Here is a 16,550-nt window from a genome sequence, read left to right as displayed (position 1 = left end):
TCATGAAAGAAGTAGCAATACTGGGACTCGGGAAAATGGGAGGGAATATCGCACTGCATCTTGCTGAACAAGGCATCAAAGTTATCGCTCATAATAGAACTCACTCAAAAGCAGTACAATTTGTCGAAGATGCAGAAAAATTAAGAGGAGAAGCGGCAACACCTGAAGGTGCCGCCGTAGCAGTAGAATCTTTTGAAGAACTAGCTAATGCATTTACAGGGCCACGCACGATCATAATGTATTTACCTTCGCTCGCCCCAACAGAGGAGGCTTTTCAAGAGTTATTGCCCCTACTCTCTGAAGGAGACGTAATCATAGATGGTGGGAACAACCAATATAAAGAAGCCGTGAAACATAGCAAAATCGCCGCCGACAAAGGCATCGGTTATTTGGACTGTGGAACAAGTGGAGGGATGTCCGGTGCACGCAACGGAGCTTGCCTGATGATCGGCGGCTCTGAGGAAGTTTTCGACAAATCAAAATGGTTATTTGAAGCGATAGCAATGACTGACGGATATGCGTACATGGGATCAAGTGGCTCAGGGCATTACGTCAAAATGACACATAACGGAATCGAATACGCAATTCTACAAGCCTACGCGGACGGATTCCAAATATTGCATGAAGGGCCGTATACAGAAGAGCTGGATTTTCACAAAATCTCAAAAGTATGGAATCACGGATCTGTAATCCGCTCATGGATGCTTGAACTTGCAGAAGAAAAATTCGCAAAAGAACCGCGACTTGAAAGTATCGTTGGAACTATAGGCGGAGGCGAGACCGGACGATGGACAGTCGAGCAAGCGCATGAACAAGGGACACCTGCTCCAAGTATAGAGCTCGCCGTAAACTACCGCAAAACAACTGAGGACAATCCAACTTTCGCAGGACGCGTAATCGCCGCAATTCGAAACGGCTTCGGCGGCCATGTATTCAAAACTAAATAACATGACAAACTTGGGATATAGGTAAAAAATAGTTCCTATTTCTGTTTAGTTTTGGCTTGTGAATGCGGTTCTGTAAAAGTGAAAAAGAAGGCGTAAAAGAACTATTGAAAAAAAGGGTGTTTCAAATCTTATACTTCTTCCAATTGAGACAAACATCCCCACCCTCTTCGACAAATAGTTTGTGCCATTTCTTGATTGCAGTTATTGCCTCGTCAGAGTCTTTGACGCATTTTAACATTTTGAAATCATCTATCGTAAAAAGCCCATCATTCATTGGAACGTCGCGCAACCATTTGAGCAAGCCATCCCATTTATCACCTACTAAGATTATTGGTATATGACACATATGCTGAACTTGAATCAACTGCCAAGTATAAAAAAGCTCAAGCTGAGTTCCAACTCCACCAGGGAAGATTACAATTACATTTGCAAGCGACATGAATTCATCAAGACGAGCTGAAAATCTCTGATATTCATGAGAGATTTTCACGCCAGGATTTATACGCTGTTCAAAAGGGAGTTTTATATTAATTCCAAAAGAATGCACGTGACCATTCCTGCCAGCTTTCAAAAGCTCAGAAGCTCTATCTTGATGTCCGGTATTTGCCGCCTCCATAACACCTGGACCTCCACCAGTCACTATATCAAAACCCATATCGGCGATTACCTCTCCAAACTTATATACTTGTTTAAAAAGAGGTGAGTCCTTGACGGTGCGCGAAGAACCAAACACAACGACTCGAAAATGTCCCGGATCGAGAGCCTCCTCGGCAAAAATATCTTTTTGTACCATACTCAAAGAGTACTCTCAAATTAAATATCTGGCAAATTAACGGCCTATCCATGATAGTGACCATCACCTGCATTATGATCAAACAAAACTTTATATGGATGTCCTTTGAGTTCATATTTTAGGGTGCTACTTCCTAGCTCTTCCCAAGCATCGTGCCATCCAATAATTGCCTCCATAGCGGCATCTACGTTATCTACCATGTGAATGGTGTCCAAATCTTCCTCATTGAACGTGCCACGAGAAAGCATGTCTTTTTTCATCCATTCAAACAGCCCTTCCCACATTTGTCCAACAACTATAATAGGAATATGGTTCATATGTTTAATCTGAATCAATTGCCAAGTATAAAAAAGCTCAAGTAAAGTTCCAATACCACCTTGAGTGATCACAACAACATTCGCCATAGACATAAATTCATCAAGTCTTGTAGAAAAACGTTCATGTTCATGTGCGATCTCTACTCCGGGATTTACACTTTGCTCAAAAGGAAGTTTGATATTGATTCCATATGAATCAACTGTCTTTTCATTTTCAGAGGCATCATGCCCCATGTTGGCCGCTTCCATAGCACCGGGCCCACCTCCGGTCACTATATCAAAACCTGCATCTGCAATCTTTTTACCAAGCTCAAAAACATCATCATAAGCCTTCTCTCCAGGCTTGCTTCTAGCAGTACCAAATACAACTACACGAAAACAATTCTTTTTTTCTTCATCCTCGAATACCTCATTAATATCTGATTTAGAAGCCATAACATTGGGGATTTAATTAATACTTCCCAATATTATAACATATAAACAGACATTTTCATAGTCTTAGACGCAAAACTACTATTTTGTGTAAACTATAGTTGTATCCATTGTTGTACCGGCCTGTGGCTCAAAATGAGATTTTAGAGTAAGTTTATCATCATCCAATATATAACTATATTGTTTCACAGCTGTATTTCCTATACCGGGAGTAAAATGAGTACCATCAACCTTCATAGCACCTGCTACGTTTGGACTACAACTACCGGTTATTTGATTTACAGCATCTGGCATAAATGAAAGAGAATTATAACCACTTCCAGGTTTAACAGTGAATTCACCAGTATTTTGCCCTTGGTAATTACAAACAATATCCTCGGCAGCAACCCCATTCAAAAGAGCTGAAACTGCATTTATATCCATACCTCTATCTGTAAATGATTGAACCATACGTGCTGGAACGAAATGTTCAGTTGTATAATCTTCAACATAAGTACAATCAGAATTCATAGTCATAGTTTTACCACTATTATTATGCAAAGTAGTCAAACTACCGGAAGGAGTCGCCATATCACTTATGTATGTATTCAAAACCCACTCACCTGCCAAAACCCCACAACCACCGGCGGCAACGGCTGGAACTGGTGCATTCGCATCAAAAGTCTCATTCAATTCATCAGCAGTTAAATCACGATCATTAACAACTTCATCTTCCCCCAAGGCATCAAAATCTTCCATGCCATCCCCCTCAGAAGTAATATCAGAAGGATCTATGTCTTCTAATTCACCACCTAGGAAAGAACATCCGGAAAGACCAACTAGTAAAACCAAGCTAAAAAGTATAAGAAATTTTTTCATCAGATTATTTTAAGATATAACGAACATATTATACACAATTAAACTCCAGTCCACAATCTAACGATGCGACCTGAAGAATTATAGCCAAAAATAGCCAATATTTTTCCACTAAAACTAAGATCTGGCTGTACTTCATCTGACAAACCCATGAGTACGTTTTGACTAGCAAGCGGGAGCTCTGAAAATCCATGAAAAGCTCGTGAAGAAAGACGATAACTAAACCCTGGCAACGAAATAACATGAAAACCTCCAATAGGATCCAATTCTTCAATTTCAGGGAAATGATCATTGGATTTAGAAAATCTTACAGCATCCCACAATTCCTCAGCTCCACTTCTTGAGGTAAGCATGATAATTCCACCATCACAATATCCATGCCCATGCTTACCAACTCTATCATAAGCATCATATGTTTTCCTATCGATCGGTGGTCGTTCAAAAGCGATTGGCATTTCTAATAAATCAGAAAGCCTATGACATACCACTGAACTCACACCCTGCAAAATATCCATTGGGTCAGCCATATCAATATCACTATCCAAAGCTCCCTCTATTTCACCGACAGCAGATTCCTCCACTTCAAGGTCTATATCATCAATCTTTTCAAATTTTTCCAAGCTCATGCCTAAGGCATTTACATAAGATCTGAAATCTGCGACATCACTTTTGGAAAAAGAAAACTCTCTAAACATCCGGTCACCTTCTTGAATATATCTACCTATAAAATCCGAAGCACTTAAATCTGAATACTTAGCAATAAGACTAATCAAAGATTTTTCATAAGCCTGAATTTTCAAAAAAAGACGAATTCTATAAAATCGTCTAATTTCAAGAATCAACTTTTGTAACAATGGCTGATTAATTCCATCAGGGTGCACCAACCGCAAATCCTCAACATCATTAGATGGAGCATGTTTGACTGTGTCCGGTAAGAGCGTTGGGGCTGTCACATTTGGTTCACGTGTCACCATAATATATGGGATAAGAAGAGGTATTATTCTAGATAAATGGCTTGCAAAAGTCAAACATTCAAGATACTTCAAGATTACAATTCACGCCAATGTTTGACAAACTTGTCTGACAAATAGTATAATTAACATAGAATAATAAAAATTATGGATATTACAATAAACAATAGAGAGCTTCTAAGGAATTTCAAGAATATCAAAATGTCATTAAAGAATAGACAAGTTGATAAAGTTTTAATAAATGACACGGACGGCACAAAATATGAATTAACAATGATCGAAAGCCTTTCACCTTTAAAACATATGCTTAAAATCATAAAAGAAGAAGGGCCTATTAATATTACAAGGCCAGAAGAAGATATATTCGATTGGTAATCTAAAATTATGTTTCTTATAGACAGCAATATTATTATTTATTTGATAAGTAATAATAAAAAAATAATAAAACAAATGGAGAAGTTTGAAGGTAAGCCCTGTCTTATAAGCGCTATTTCTCGTTTGGAAGTGCTGTTTGGTGTAGCAAAACATAATCAACCGGTAGAAAGAACAATACGAATGATTGATAAATATCCTGCTTTACCAATTTATAATGAAACAGTTGATAAAGCCTTTAATATGAGACATCAAGATAAAGTGTCGCTAAAATTTAAAGATCTACTTATAGCAGGAACCGCAATCGAACATAAATTCACATTAATAACAGCGGATAAAGAATTCAAAAAAGTGAAGAATTTACAAGTAGAATTGCTGAAAATATAATCTAACTACACCCCATACTGTTTCCGCAATTAAGACATTTGTAACATGCTCCATTGCGCACAGTAACGTGTCCACAAGTACAGATTGGTGCATCACCCATCATATCTGACATAGACTTGTTAAAATTTGCAACCGATGCGTCATCTGTAGAGGCAACTGACTGCTCTTGTTTTGTTGTCGATACAACTTCATCCACAACTTCAGTCTCTGCACTTACAGTTTGCTCTTTTACTACGGCATTTTGAACTTTACGGGCATTTATAGTGTCGATCTGGGTTGCTTCCGGTTTTACATGGACGAAGTCAGTGCGGCCGAGGTATTCCATACCGAGGACGCGGAAGATAAAGTCCACCATAGATGTCGCTGTTTTGATATTTGGATGGTTTGTCATTCCGGATGGTTCAAAACGAGTAAATGTAAATGATTCTACATATTTCTCAAGAGGCACTCCATGTTGAAGCCCAAGTGAGATCGAAACAGCAAAACAGTTAAGTAGACTTCTGTAAGAAGCTCCTTCTTTGAAGACATCTACGAATATTTCACCAACTTTACCATCAGCATATTCACCTGTTCGAAGGAACATTTTTTGCCCTCCAACAGTCGCCTCAATAGTAATACCATTACGACGTTTTGGCATAGCGATTCTACTACCGTGCAAAGGAGACATGGTGTCATCTGACTTTACAATGGAAGCGACTTCACTTGAAGACACATCTTCTTTTTTATCAGACGAGGATGCATTTTTATTTAGTGGCTGAGATAATTTACAACCATCACGATACAATGCGATAGCCTTGAGTCCGAGCTTCCATCCTTCAAAATATATTTCTTTTATCTCTTCTTCCGTGGCTTCATGTGGAAGATTTACTGTTTTTGAAATTGCGCCGGACAAGAATGGCTGCGCAGCAGCCATCATGCGAACATGCCCCATAGGAGCAATAAATCGCGTCCCAATACCACAAGTATTTGCACAATCAAACACAGTCAAATGCTCATCTTTTAGATGAGGTGCGCCTTCTACAGTTTGAGTTCCATTAACATACAAAATGATTGCAGCGATCTGCTCGCTTGAAAGAGCTTTTTTTAAAGTTTCTGTATTTAAATGTGGTACGAATTCATCAAAATTCTTAACTTTTTCAACATGAATTTCTGCTTCAAGAATTTGAGTTTCAGTAAGCTCAAGTTTTTGAAAAACATCATCATTTAAATGTGGAGCACCTTCGAGCGACCCGGCTCCAAGCACATACCGAGTAATATCGTCTACTTCTCCTTCAGTATATCCCAAATGACCAAGTGCACGAGGAATAGATTGATTTACTATTTTGAAATATCCACCACCTGCAAGTTTTTTCCATTTAACAATTGCAAAATCAGGCTCAACTCCGGTTGTATCGCAATCCATAAGAAGTCCAATAGTCCCTGTAGGAGCAAGCACAGTTGCTTGAGCATTCCTGTAACCATATTTCTCTCCAAGTTCGATGACTTCATCCCAAACGCTATGAGCAGCATTAAGTATTGATGGCTCACACAAAGTTGGATCAATCTTAAGTGAATGTTCACGATGCATTTTCATCACATCTATCATTGATTTAGCATTTGCCTCATACCCTTCAAACGCACCCTTATGGGCCGCCATTTTTGCAGAAGCTATATAACCGGCTCCACATAATATAGAAGTAAGAGCTCCGGCGACGACGCGACCTTTATCTGAATCATATGGGATTCCATTTATCATAAGAAGTGCACCAAGATTTGCATAACCAAGCCCAAGTGGACGATAATCATGAGAATTTTTTGCTATTTCTTTTGTAGGATAAGAAGAAAGATCAACCAAAATTTCTTGAGCAATAAAGAATACCTCGCATGCATGACGATAATTTTCAACTTGGAATGTACCGTCCTCATTAAGGAATTTCACAAGATTAATAGAGGAAAGATTACATGCGGTATTATCCAAAAACATGTATTCAGAACATGGATTCGAAGCGTTGATACGCCCTGTAACTTTACATGTATGCCATTTATTTACTGTTGTATCGTATTGCACACCCGGGTCGGCACAAGCCCAAGCCGCATGAGCTATTTGATCAAAAAGATCAGTCGCTTCAAAAGTTTCACAAACTTCTCCGGTAGTTCTAAAAGTTGTATTCCATTTGCCTTTATCTTTTACCGCAGTCATAAATTCATCAGTAACACGAACGGAATTATTTGAATTCTGACCACCTACTGTTTTGTAAGCTTCACCATTGAAATCAGAAGAATATCCGGCTGCAACCAGTGCCGCAACTTTTTTCTCCTCACGAACTTTCCAATTGATGAAATCCACTATTTCCGGATGGTCCATATCAAGTATTACCATCTTTGCGGCACGACGGGTAGTTCCTCCTGATTTTGTAGCGCCCGCACCACGATCTAGAACATCCAAAAATGACATAAGCCCTGAAGACGTCCCACCTCCGGAAAGATATTCTTGTCTACCACGTATTGCAGAAAAATTCGAACCGGTCCCTGAACCATATTTGAAGAGTCTAGCTTCATTTTTTATAAGTTCAAATATAGACATCAAATCATCTTTTGCCTCTTGAATAAAACATGCACTACATTGTGGCCGCAGATAACTATTATCAGTCTGAACAACATCATTTAAAGTTTCATCAAAATACCAGTTTCCACTATTTCCACTAATTCCATATTCATGCCAAAGTCCGCAATTAAACCAAACCGGTGAATTAAAAGCTCCACGCTGAGTTATCAACATGTAAAGAAGTTCATCTTCAAAAGTCTGCGCCTCTGCATCATCTTTGAAATAACCCCATTTCTTACCGGACGTCGCGATAGTATGCGCAACCCTATACACAACCTGCTTCGCTGAAACTTCATGACCTGTATCCGGGACTCCTGCTTTTCTAAAATATTTTGAAACCATAATGTCGGTTGCAAGCTGAGACCAATCCTCCGGAACCTCAACATCATCCATCGCAAACACAATTTTTCCATCCGGCTCAGTAATCTTTGATTGGCGGTACGCATATTTCACTTTATCCAAAGGATTTTCACCTTTATTAGTAAAAACACGATCAATTGAAAGGCCTCCCTCAAAAGTTTCCTTTGCAATTGGAGACCTGTTAGAAGAAAGTTTTGTTTTTTCCGCAATTTCGGAAGGGGCTATTTTAATGTTCATTGCGTTTAGGTTATATTTTATTTTTAATTAAATGTATTAGAATTAGCCTGTAAATTAGGGCCTGAAAGAAGACCCCAAAAGAACAAAAAACAAACAGAAAGGGGGAATAACTATAAAATGGTGGTTCGAAATGGCCTCAAATGGCCCGAAAGCGGCAAATGTAGTATGTCGCGAACGTATAACACACTACATCTGGTAGGTAATAGTGATAATACGCAATTAAAAAGAAGAAATCAAAACCTTTTAGTCTAAACTATGTTGCACGTATGTTTAAGTGATGTTACTTTTACCAATCGAAGAATCTATTTTCATTTACAGTAAAAGAATTCAACAAATTTATGGCAGAAATTCAAAGTTACAATCAGGAGGGCGAACGCCAAAAGGAAAAACCAAAAGACAACGAACCAGAGGCGAGTCATGAGAAGCTAGCCAGGCAACGAAAGCAAAGAATGTTCGTGCAAACCATGGCATCCGGCGCATTTACCGATGAAAATTTAAAAGGCATGCTTGATCATGCAGAGCAATGCTCCGCTGAAGAATTTAGCAAAATGCTAATAGGAGAAAAAAATATCCCACCTCTTTCAGAGATAATTATGAAGGAGAAATTATGGGCTATGGGTGTATCTGAGGAAGAAAAAAAATACCCTGGTTTAAAAGAAAGATTAGGCAAAAAACTTGCAGCAGAACAAGGAGCAACTACACCAACCGACAGGCGCATACTTATGGCAGAAGCTGTTTGGGAAATAAAATATGAGGCAATGGACAAGCTAATGCCTGCAAATCTACAAGCTGATTTCAAAAGATATTATGGGAAATACGATCGGACGCGCGCGATGAGCAAACATGGAGTTGCACGCATAGATAGCGTAATGCCAAATTGTGATGAAGTCGCAGCCCGCATGGACAGAGGTATAACTCAACGGATCGTATTAGAATACACTATGCTGGCAAATGAACATTTCCCACCTGAAACAGTAAAGCTTTGGACCGACCACATCAAAAACGCTAAAAATCCACAGCAAGCAATTCAAGAATTCAACGAATTAATAGGCAAAGGTGAAAATCAAGAAGGCTACATCCAAAAAGAAACCAAATTCAATGCTCGCAGAGAAAATTTACAAAAAAACAATCCTGCCGCACATGATTTTTTCCTACGACTATACAACAAAGAAACGCAAGAAAAGCTCTATGCTTCACGTGACAAAGTTATGGATCAGGCGATAGCAAACATAGACCAAGCTATGAAAGAGCTTAGCGCACTAACCACAGACAAAGAGCTGCTAGACATTACAAAACATGAAACCATAGATGCAATTCTCGCAAAGAAAAACGAACTCAAGGGCAAAGAACCCGAAACGCCAATAGACCCAAATGCGATAACTCAAATGGATGAAGCCTCCCTAAAAAAATTAATAGATGGTGCGAGAGAAGAAGCCATAGTAAGTGATTCTGAAATACAAACCCTGCTTCTAGAAAGAAAAATTGTCGAGGCCAAGAAGGTTGAGATGAGACTTAGAAAAGGTAAAACAGATGATCAACTTTCAGAACAAAGAAGACATCAACTTGATTTCATCAAAGACAATTCTGCACGCAACAAAGCAGAATCGAGTGAGGTAACGATGCAAGAAAGAAATAAAGAACATGAGGTTTTCACATCTACCGATGCAAGAAAAGAATTGTTTGTAATAGGGGATGAGGGAATAGGAGTAAAAGATGCCGACGATCAACAAAGAATGGCACGTGCACTTAATGACATGTCGGACGATCAACTCGCAAAAGATGGATTGGCACTCGGTGCAGTCATAGATCAAAAGGGCGAAGAAATCCTGGATGACGGCGGGTTACAAGCAAGGCAAGACATACTTGATAGGCAAATAGATGCTGCCCTAGGAACTCACATCCGGAAAAAAGCCATAGCAGCCGGAATCGAAACCGGACAAGCTGGCGCACTATCAAAAAGAAACACGCGCAAAGACCGTCTCAAAGACATGGGTACTGCAATAAATAGTATGCTCGGCTAAGCACTAACCACCTACAATTTCCATCCAGCTTTATATAGACGTATGTCAATGCGCACTCTTTAAGCTGTCTTAATACATTTTTAACTTATTTTTATCCCAGCTTATTTGCAACATATTTTGAGTTTATCGAGTGCACAATATCATGGTGCTCGCGACAAAGTGGAGCGAGCAGATTCGGATCATGACTTCCAGAAATTGAGAATGGCACTTTGTGATGAATATGCTTCGCCTCTCTCACACAACCCGACGCTGAGCATCGATCTCCAAATTCCTGCTTTAAAACTTTTCTCACCCCTACTGATAATCGCCGACCGACCTCTTTACCATCCATTTTTCTCTTTACCTCTTTAGCAGTCTCATTTACCGCCACTTTCACTTTATTCTCCGCCAATTCTTTTTCACGCTTCTCAAGCATTTCGAGAAGAATTTTGTTTACATCTAAGTTTTTGTCGTGCAGTTCATTAAGTTTTTTCATTACCTCATCATTTAATTTAAACTTCAACCAAGTACCGTTCCCATCGTCTCCGAACAGGTGCCAAAGCGGCGCTTCGACATGCTGCCCGGGCAGACTTTCTAACTCGATTTGCGGCTCAAATAAGCCATTTTGACTTCGTAAGGTCGAGCTATTTTCAACGCTGTTATTTCTTGCAAGTCGTATATCCCTTACAAAAACTTCAAGTGAAGACTTCGATAAAACCTTTGCACTCTGCGCCAAAAATTCTTCATTTTCTGAAGTTGCAATCGACACGACTCTTGCTAATTTATTGATACTAACCTCACCAGCCACGAGCATTGATTTGAGAACCGGCTTGTCTTCAAAACGTTTTTCGAGATTTAAAGCGAGGCGAATTTGATCTTCGCTCAAACCTGCCATACGTTTACCAAATTCAAAAATCGAAGAGAATCCTTTACGTTCATATAGACCTCTTCGGTTTACCTCCGGCAGAAGCCCAATGAACTTTCGTCGCCAAAGCAAAGTTTGATCGCCGTATTTTTTGCAGAAATATAGAAGCTGTTTATCTGAGAATTTTTCGATGTCGGGATTTTTTGATACTGTATGTTGCATGATTTTTTGATTAAAAAATAGAAGTGTTTTTACACTGGAATGATAACATTCGCTCACCATTTCGAGTCAAGGTGAGAATGTCAAAAAAGACCAGTCTCAAGCCAAAAATCGTAACTTCAACTTGCGCTAAAATCCAAATATTATATGGTGGTAGTCCGCTCACCCTGTGCGCAAAATTTGAAGTACTAATACCTACCCAAATTTCAAGTTAACTTTTTTTAAAATTGCCCTATACTGACGAGGCGTTTACCAAGATAATGGGTGGGCATGAGCTAAAACGGTCAACGAGAAACAATTGCTATAATAAAAATAATTTTTAATTACATCAACATGAATGAAGAACAAAAAACTTACGATATGATAATTCTCGGAACCGGCATGGCCGGACTGGCTTCTGCGGTTTATGCAGGAAGATTTGGAATGAATGTACTAGTACTTGGAGAATTACATGGAGGGACTATCACGCAAACTCATCTGGTTGAAAATTATCCTGGATACAAATCAATCAGTGGATTTGAACTTGGTATGAAATTCATGGAACATGCCAAGTCGGTAGAAGCTGAAATCAAAAATTCAAAAGTTGTAGATGTAAGACAAAGAGAAGACAAAATGTTTGAAGTTGAAGACAAAAAAGGGAACGTATACACCGGATATTCAATCCTACTTGCAACAGGACTTGCTCACAGACATTTGGAAGTACCTGGAGAAGATGAATACGCAAACAAAGGTGTTTCATACTGTGCAACTTGTGACTCACCACTTTTTAAAGGCAAAAAAACAATCGTAGTTGGCGGAGGTGACTCAGCTTTCAAAGAATCTCTTTTTGTAGCGGAGCACGCAGACCATGTAACTATAATGTATAGAGGCCCGGAAGAAAAACTTAGACCGGAACCTATCAACGCGGAGCGCGTCAAACAAAATCCAAAAATAGACCTCATGGTAAATACTTCTATCACAGAAGTAAGAGGCGATGGAAACCTAGTAACTGAAGTTGTACTTCAAGATGGATCAGTATTTCCGGTTGATGGAATATTTGTAGAAATCGGTGGAACTGCCAGATCTGAATTCGCCGAAAAATTGGGCTGCGCCCTCGACCCTAAAAAACAAATCATCATCGATAGATACTCACGAACAAATATAGACGGGGTTTACGCTGCCGGAGACGTCACTGACTCAGAATGGAAACAAGGAGTAGTATGCGCCGCCGAAGGCGCCGCTGCGGCTTACGCCGCCTACGACCATGTAAACAAAGTGAAACGATAAAGCTAATTATATTAATGATGATGACGAAAAAGATCATCTCTCAAAGCTTTCAATTCATCATCAGATATAAAAGAACCGAGGACGCTGGCAACCATATCATCCAAAAGTTGCCTCCTACCTTTTTTAGCTTTTTTGTTCACAAAATAATTATCTATATGATTAACAATAAGATGTTGTGAGTCATTTTCCATCTCACCTATAAGTGCACGAAAATATCGAGGTAAACTTTCAAATGATAAATTTGGATAAAATCTAGCAAAACTCATTAATATATATGAAATTGCTTCAGAGTTTAAAGTTTGCCCATTTTCCATTAATTCAGTTGTAACTTCACTAGAGAATGCGTCAACAATTTCATCCATTTTTGAATCATCCGGTAAGTCTATCGAACAAAATTTTACTCGCAATTTACCAATCTCATCTTTCAAAACATCAATCATTTGGGTTTCACGAGCTCTAACGACTCGAAGATCAACAAATGTTTGACCAAGTCGCTCCGGACCTCCATTTGCTCGATCATCTAGTTCTCTCACACTTCTACTCATAACATAAAAAATTAAGCGACTGTCTCATCTTCTGAAGCATTAAAACTCATCACGTACCGGAGGAACTCCATTTACGGGCTCAGCTTTAATTGCAGGAATCACTTCCTTCATAATTGCATCCGGGAATGCAGGTAAAGTATTACTAGTATCAGGCGTATCAACAAATACATCAGCAAAAACATTGCGCACATCTTCCACAACTACAAGCTCACCTAGGTCAAATTGGATAGGGGGTGGCCCTTGTTTTAAACCTAGAGCGATGTCTTGTTCTCTAAGCGCAGGTAAACCTAATTGAGTAAATGGTTGTGGGGGCCCTTCAACTCTAGATACATCTTGATCTGCCATAATATAAAATTGATTATTTATCCACTAAATTATAACACAAAAGATTAGCTATGCCTAGGCCTTGACCATAAAATGATTTCTGGTAGATTGAAACTCCAATTTAGCGCATAAATAAAGCGAATCTGCCAAACTCGATGACAAAAAAATCAACTCAAAAAAATACTGCACTCAAAAGTGTCACATCAGCCGAATACAAATACGGATTTAGCTCGGATATAGAGACGGACTTTGCGCCAAAAGGATTGAGCGAAGAAATCATTCGATTTATTTCAGCAAAAAAAAACGAGCCTGATTGGCTCCTTGAGTTCAGGCTTGAAGCGTACAAAATTTGGCTTAAAATGGTTGAAAAAAAAGGCCCACCTACTTGGGCACATTTAAAATTTCCGGAAATAGATTTTCAAGAAATTATTTACTATGCGTCTCCGAAGAAAAAAACTACTACTTCACTCGATGAAGCAGATCCGGAACTTTTAAAAACTTTTGAAAAACTTGGAGTGCCTATACATGAAAGAGAAATTTTGGCGGGAGTTGGAAATTCACAAGTAGCAGTTGATATGGTAATAGACAGCATTTCCGTCAAAACCACATTCCAAAAAACTCTCGCAAAACATGGGATTATATTTTGCTCATTCTCAGAAGCGGTAGAAAACCACCCTAATCTAGTAAAAGAATATCTCGGGAAAATCGTTCCACAAAATGATAATTTTTACGCAGCATTAAATTCAGCAGTATTCACGGATGGATCGTTTTGCTTTATTCCAAAAGGAATTAAATGCCCGATGGAGCTTTCCACATATTTCCGTATCAATGCGATGAACACAGGACAATTTGAACGAACCCTCATCGTCGCAGACGAAGGAAGCTATGTAAGTTATCTTGAAGGGTGTACGGCTCCACAAAGAGATGAAAACCAATTGCACGCGGCCGTCGTCGAAATAATTGCTCACAAGGATGCAGAAGTGAAATATTCCACAGTGCAAAACTGGTATCCCGGAGACAAAGAAGGGAAAGGTGGAATATATAATTTTGTAACAAAGCGCGGACTTGCCAAAGGTGACAATTCAAAAATCTCTTGGACTCAAGTCGAAACCGGATCCGCAATAACATGGAAATACCCAAGCGTAATCCTCAAAGGCGATAACTCAGTCGGAGAATTTTATTCTGTCGCACTTACAAATAACTACCAACAGGCTGACACAGGTACAAAAATGATTCACATTGGTAAAAATACCAAAAGTACAATAATCTCAAAAGGTATAAGTGCCGGACACAGTCAAAACAGTTACCGAGGTCTGGTAAAAATCGGCATAGGCGCAACCAATGCCAGAAATTACTCTCAATGTGATTCACTACTTATAGGAAGTGGTTGTGGAGCACACACCTTTCCAAAAGTTGAAAACTCAAACAAGAGCGCAATCATAGAACACGAAGCAACGACTTCCAAAATCTCAGAAGATCAGTTATTCTACTGTCTTCAAAGAGGAATCGGTATGGAAGAGGCTATCGGCCTGATCGTAAACGGATACTGCAAAGATGTACTCAAACACTTACCTCTGGAATTCGCCATCGAAGCAAAAAACCTACTGGCACTAAAACTCGAAGGTACTGTAGGATAATGCACGGTGCGAAACAACCATAAAAAACTATGCTAAAAATTACAAACTTACATGCAGGCGTTGAAGGATATGAAATCCTCAAAGGAATAAACCTCGAAGTAAAGGCCGGAGAGGTCCATGCAATCATGGGGCCAAATGGTGCGGGGAAAAGTACGCTTGCTTCAGTGCTCGCGGGCAGACAAAAATACGCTGTAACCGATGGTGGCATAGAATACCTAAACAAAAATCTTCTCAAAATGAATCCAGAGATTCGTGCCCAGGGAGGGATTTTTTTAGCATTTCAATATCCGGTTGAAATCCCGGGAGTTAACACCATGAATTTCTTGAAAACTGCAATAAATGAAAAATTAAAATACCAAGGGAAGGACGAATTATCATCAGCAGAATTTATAAAGTTTGCAAAAGAAAAAAATCATGAAATTAGCGCAGATGAAAACTTGATGAAGCGCGGACTTAACGAAGGATTCTCCGGTGGAGAAAAAAAGAAGAATGAAGTTTTCCAAATGGCAGTGCTTTCTCCGACCCTCGCAATACTGGACGAAACTGATTCCGGGCTCGATATCGATGCGCTAAAAGTCGTCGCAGATGGTGTAAATAAATTAAGATCAGCAAATAATGCATTTATAATTGTCACACATTACCAAAGGCTCCTTGATTACATCGTACCCGATCATATACATGTGATGCATGATGGCAAAATCGTCAAATCAGGAGGCAAAGATCTCGCCCTAGAGCTCGAAGAAAAAGGATATGACTGGTTAAAATAATAAATTATGGAGGTTAAAAAAATCCAAATTTCAGAAGGAAAAACTGAAACACTCACACTTGAGGATTCTTTATTTTCATATGAAATCACTCTCGAAAAAGATGCCTCTTTTATAATGTATGATATCCAAATCGGATCAACCGATATAGAAAAAAATATCACAATTAATTTGGAAGGAGAGAATTCAAATGTAAAAATCTATGGGCTTTACATACTTTCCGGAAATACAAAAAACAAAAGCAAAATCTCAGTAAATCATATGGTTGGAAATTCGGAGAGCACGCAGATTTACAGAACGATTTTAGATGACAAATCGAGAGCGGATGCCGAAGGTAAAATCTATGTCGCAAAGAATGCGGATGGAGTAATCGCAACAATGGGAAGTAAAAACATATTATTATCCGACACTGCAACTGCCAGCGCTATGCCGATACTCGAAATATATGCGGAAGATGTTAAGTGTTCACACAGCGCAACTAGTGGACAACTGGATCCGGAAGCTTTATTTTATATGCGTTCTCGCGGAATCGGTGAGCAAAAAGCAAAAGAACTTCTCACCTATGCATTTGCAAAAGAAATCATAGACAAAATAGATTCAGAAAGTTTCAAAGAAGAAATCGATAAAAAAATCAAAAGAAAACTGGAGAAAAGTTGCTTACATATTTATTCATAA

The 16,550-nt window shown here is 39.1% G+C and carries 16 protein-coding genes; 8 read left to right on the top strand and 8 right to left on the bottom strand.

The features are described 5' to 3' along the window. Positions 1-2 precede the first annotated feature (2 nt). Complete coding sequence (locus Q8P68_05925; GenBank protein ID MDP4008701.1) at positions 3-947, top strand: NADP-dependent phosphogluconate dehydrogenase; 945 nt, start codon at positions 3-5, stop codon at positions 945-947. 121 nt (positions 948-1,068) lie between these two features. On the opposite strand, the gene Q8P68_05920 is transcribed toward Q8P68_05925, so the two are convergent. From Q8P68_05920 to Q8P68_05905, 4 genes are all read right to left on the bottom strand, one after another. After that, on the bottom strand, positions 1,069-1,740 hold the full coding sequence (locus Q8P68_05920; GenBank protein MDP4008700.1) for an LOG family protein: 672 nt from the start codon (positions 1,738-1,740) through the stop codon (positions 1,069-1,071). A gap of 44 nt (positions 1,741-1,784) precedes the next feature. Then, positions 1,785-2,492 carry an LOG family protein gene (locus Q8P68_05915; protein MDP4008699.1) on the bottom strand — a complete coding sequence of 236 codons (708 nt, stop codon included), beginning with the start codon at positions 2,490-2,492 and terminating at the stop codon, positions 1,785-1,787. Positions 2,493-2,570: 78 nt separating this feature from the next. Continuing rightward, a complete protein-coding gene (locus tag Q8P68_05910; protein MDP4008698.1) occupies positions 2,571-3,347 on the bottom strand; it encodes a hypothetical protein in 777 nt (258 codons plus the stop codon). A gap of 38 nt (positions 3,348-3,385) precedes the next feature. After that, positions 3,386-4,318, bottom strand: coding sequence for a hypothetical protein (locus Q8P68_05905; GenBank protein MDP4008697.1), 933 nt, complete (start codon positions 4,316-4,318; stop codon positions 3,386-3,388). A 198-nt stretch (positions 4,319-4,516) separates the two neighbouring features. On the opposite strand from Q8P68_05905, the gene Q8P68_05900 reads away from it, so the two are divergent. Together Q8P68_05900 and Q8P68_05895 are read left to right on the top strand one after the other, a co-directional pair. Next, positions 4,517-4,690: a hypothetical protein gene (locus Q8P68_05900; GenBank protein MDP4008696.1), complete on the top strand. Its 174-nt coding sequence runs from the start codon at positions 4,517-4,519 to the stop codon at positions 4,688-4,690. A 9-nt stretch (positions 4,691-4,699) separates the two neighbouring features. Then, a complete protein-coding gene (locus Q8P68_05895; GenBank protein ID MDP4008695.1) occupies positions 4,700-5,074 on the top strand; it encodes a type II toxin-antitoxin system VapC family toxin in 375 nt (124 codons plus the stop codon). Position 5,075: 1 nt separating this feature from the next. Here Q8P68_05895 and Q8P68_05890 read toward each other — a convergent pair whose 3' ends face one another. Next, on the bottom strand, positions 5,076-8,255 hold the full coding sequence (locus Q8P68_05890) for a vitamin B12-dependent ribonucleotide reductase (GenBank protein ID MDP4008694.1): 3,180 nt from the start codon (positions 8,253-8,255) through the stop codon (positions 5,076-5,078). Positions 8,256-8,593: 338 nt separating this feature from the next. On the opposite strand from Q8P68_05890, the gene Q8P68_05885 reads away from it, so the two are divergent. Next, the gene (locus tag Q8P68_05885; protein ID MDP4008693.1) at positions 8,594-10,276 is read left to right on the top strand and encodes a hypothetical protein; all 1,683 of its coding nucleotides are present in this window, start codon (positions 8,594-8,596) and stop codon (positions 10,274-10,276) included. A 91-nt stretch (positions 10,277-10,367) separates the two neighbouring features. Here Q8P68_05885 and Q8P68_05880 read toward each other — a convergent pair whose 3' ends face one another. Then, entirely contained in the window at positions 10,368-11,342 is a 975-nt protein-coding gene (locus tag Q8P68_05880; protein ID MDP4008692.1) for an HNH endonuclease signature motif containing protein, read from the bottom strand. Between the two features lie 330 nt (positions 11,343-11,672). Here Q8P68_05880 and Q8P68_05875 point away from each other — a divergent pair, with 330 nt between their 5' ends. Continuing rightward, positions 11,673-12,605: an FAD-dependent oxidoreductase gene (locus Q8P68_05875; protein MDP4008691.1), complete on the top strand. Its 933-nt coding sequence runs from the start codon at positions 11,673-11,675 to the stop codon at positions 12,603-12,605. Between the two features lie 11 nt (positions 12,606-12,616). Here Q8P68_05875 and Q8P68_05870 read toward each other — a convergent pair whose 3' ends face one another. Both Q8P68_05870 and Q8P68_05865 read right to left on the bottom strand, forming a co-directional pair. Next, positions 12,617-13,150, bottom strand: coding sequence for a hypothetical protein (locus Q8P68_05870; GenBank protein ID MDP4008690.1), 534 nt, complete (start codon positions 13,148-13,150; stop codon positions 12,617-12,619). A 39-nt stretch (positions 13,151-13,189) separates the two neighbouring features. Further along, positions 13,190-13,495 carry a hypothetical protein gene (locus Q8P68_05865; GenBank protein MDP4008689.1) on the bottom strand — a complete coding sequence of 102 codons (306 nt, stop codon included), beginning with the start codon at positions 13,493-13,495 and terminating at the stop codon, positions 13,190-13,192. Positions 13,496-13,629: 134 nt separating this feature from the next. Here Q8P68_05865 and sufB point away from each other — a divergent pair, with 134 nt between their 5' ends. The 3 genes from sufB to Q8P68_05850 are packed head-to-tail and all read left to right on the top strand — an operon-like array spanning position 13,630 to position 16,550. Continuing rightward, positions 13,630-15,111 carry a Fe-S cluster assembly protein SufB gene (sufB, locus tag Q8P68_05860; protein MDP4008688.1) on the top strand — a complete coding sequence of 494 codons (1,482 nt, stop codon included), beginning with the start codon at positions 13,630-13,632 and terminating at the stop codon, positions 15,109-15,111. 29 nt (positions 15,112-15,140) lie between these two features. Further along, entirely contained in the window at positions 15,141-15,878 is a 738-nt protein-coding gene (gene sufC / locus Q8P68_05855) for a Fe-S cluster assembly ATPase SufC (protein MDP4008687.1), read from the top strand. Positions 15,879-15,884: 6 nt separating this feature from the next. Beyond that, entirely contained in the window at positions 15,885-16,550 is a 666-nt protein-coding gene (locus Q8P68_05850; protein MDP4008686.1) for a SufD family Fe-S cluster assembly protein, read from the top strand.

Source organism: Candidatus Peregrinibacteria bacterium (assembly GCA_030700255.1).
Classification (GTDB): domain Bacteria; phylum Patescibacteriota; class Gracilibacteria; order UBA1369; family JABINC01; genus JABINC01.
The sequence above is the reverse complement of the archived record's forward strand: the minus strand, read 5'-3'. Positions and strand labels throughout refer to the sequence as shown.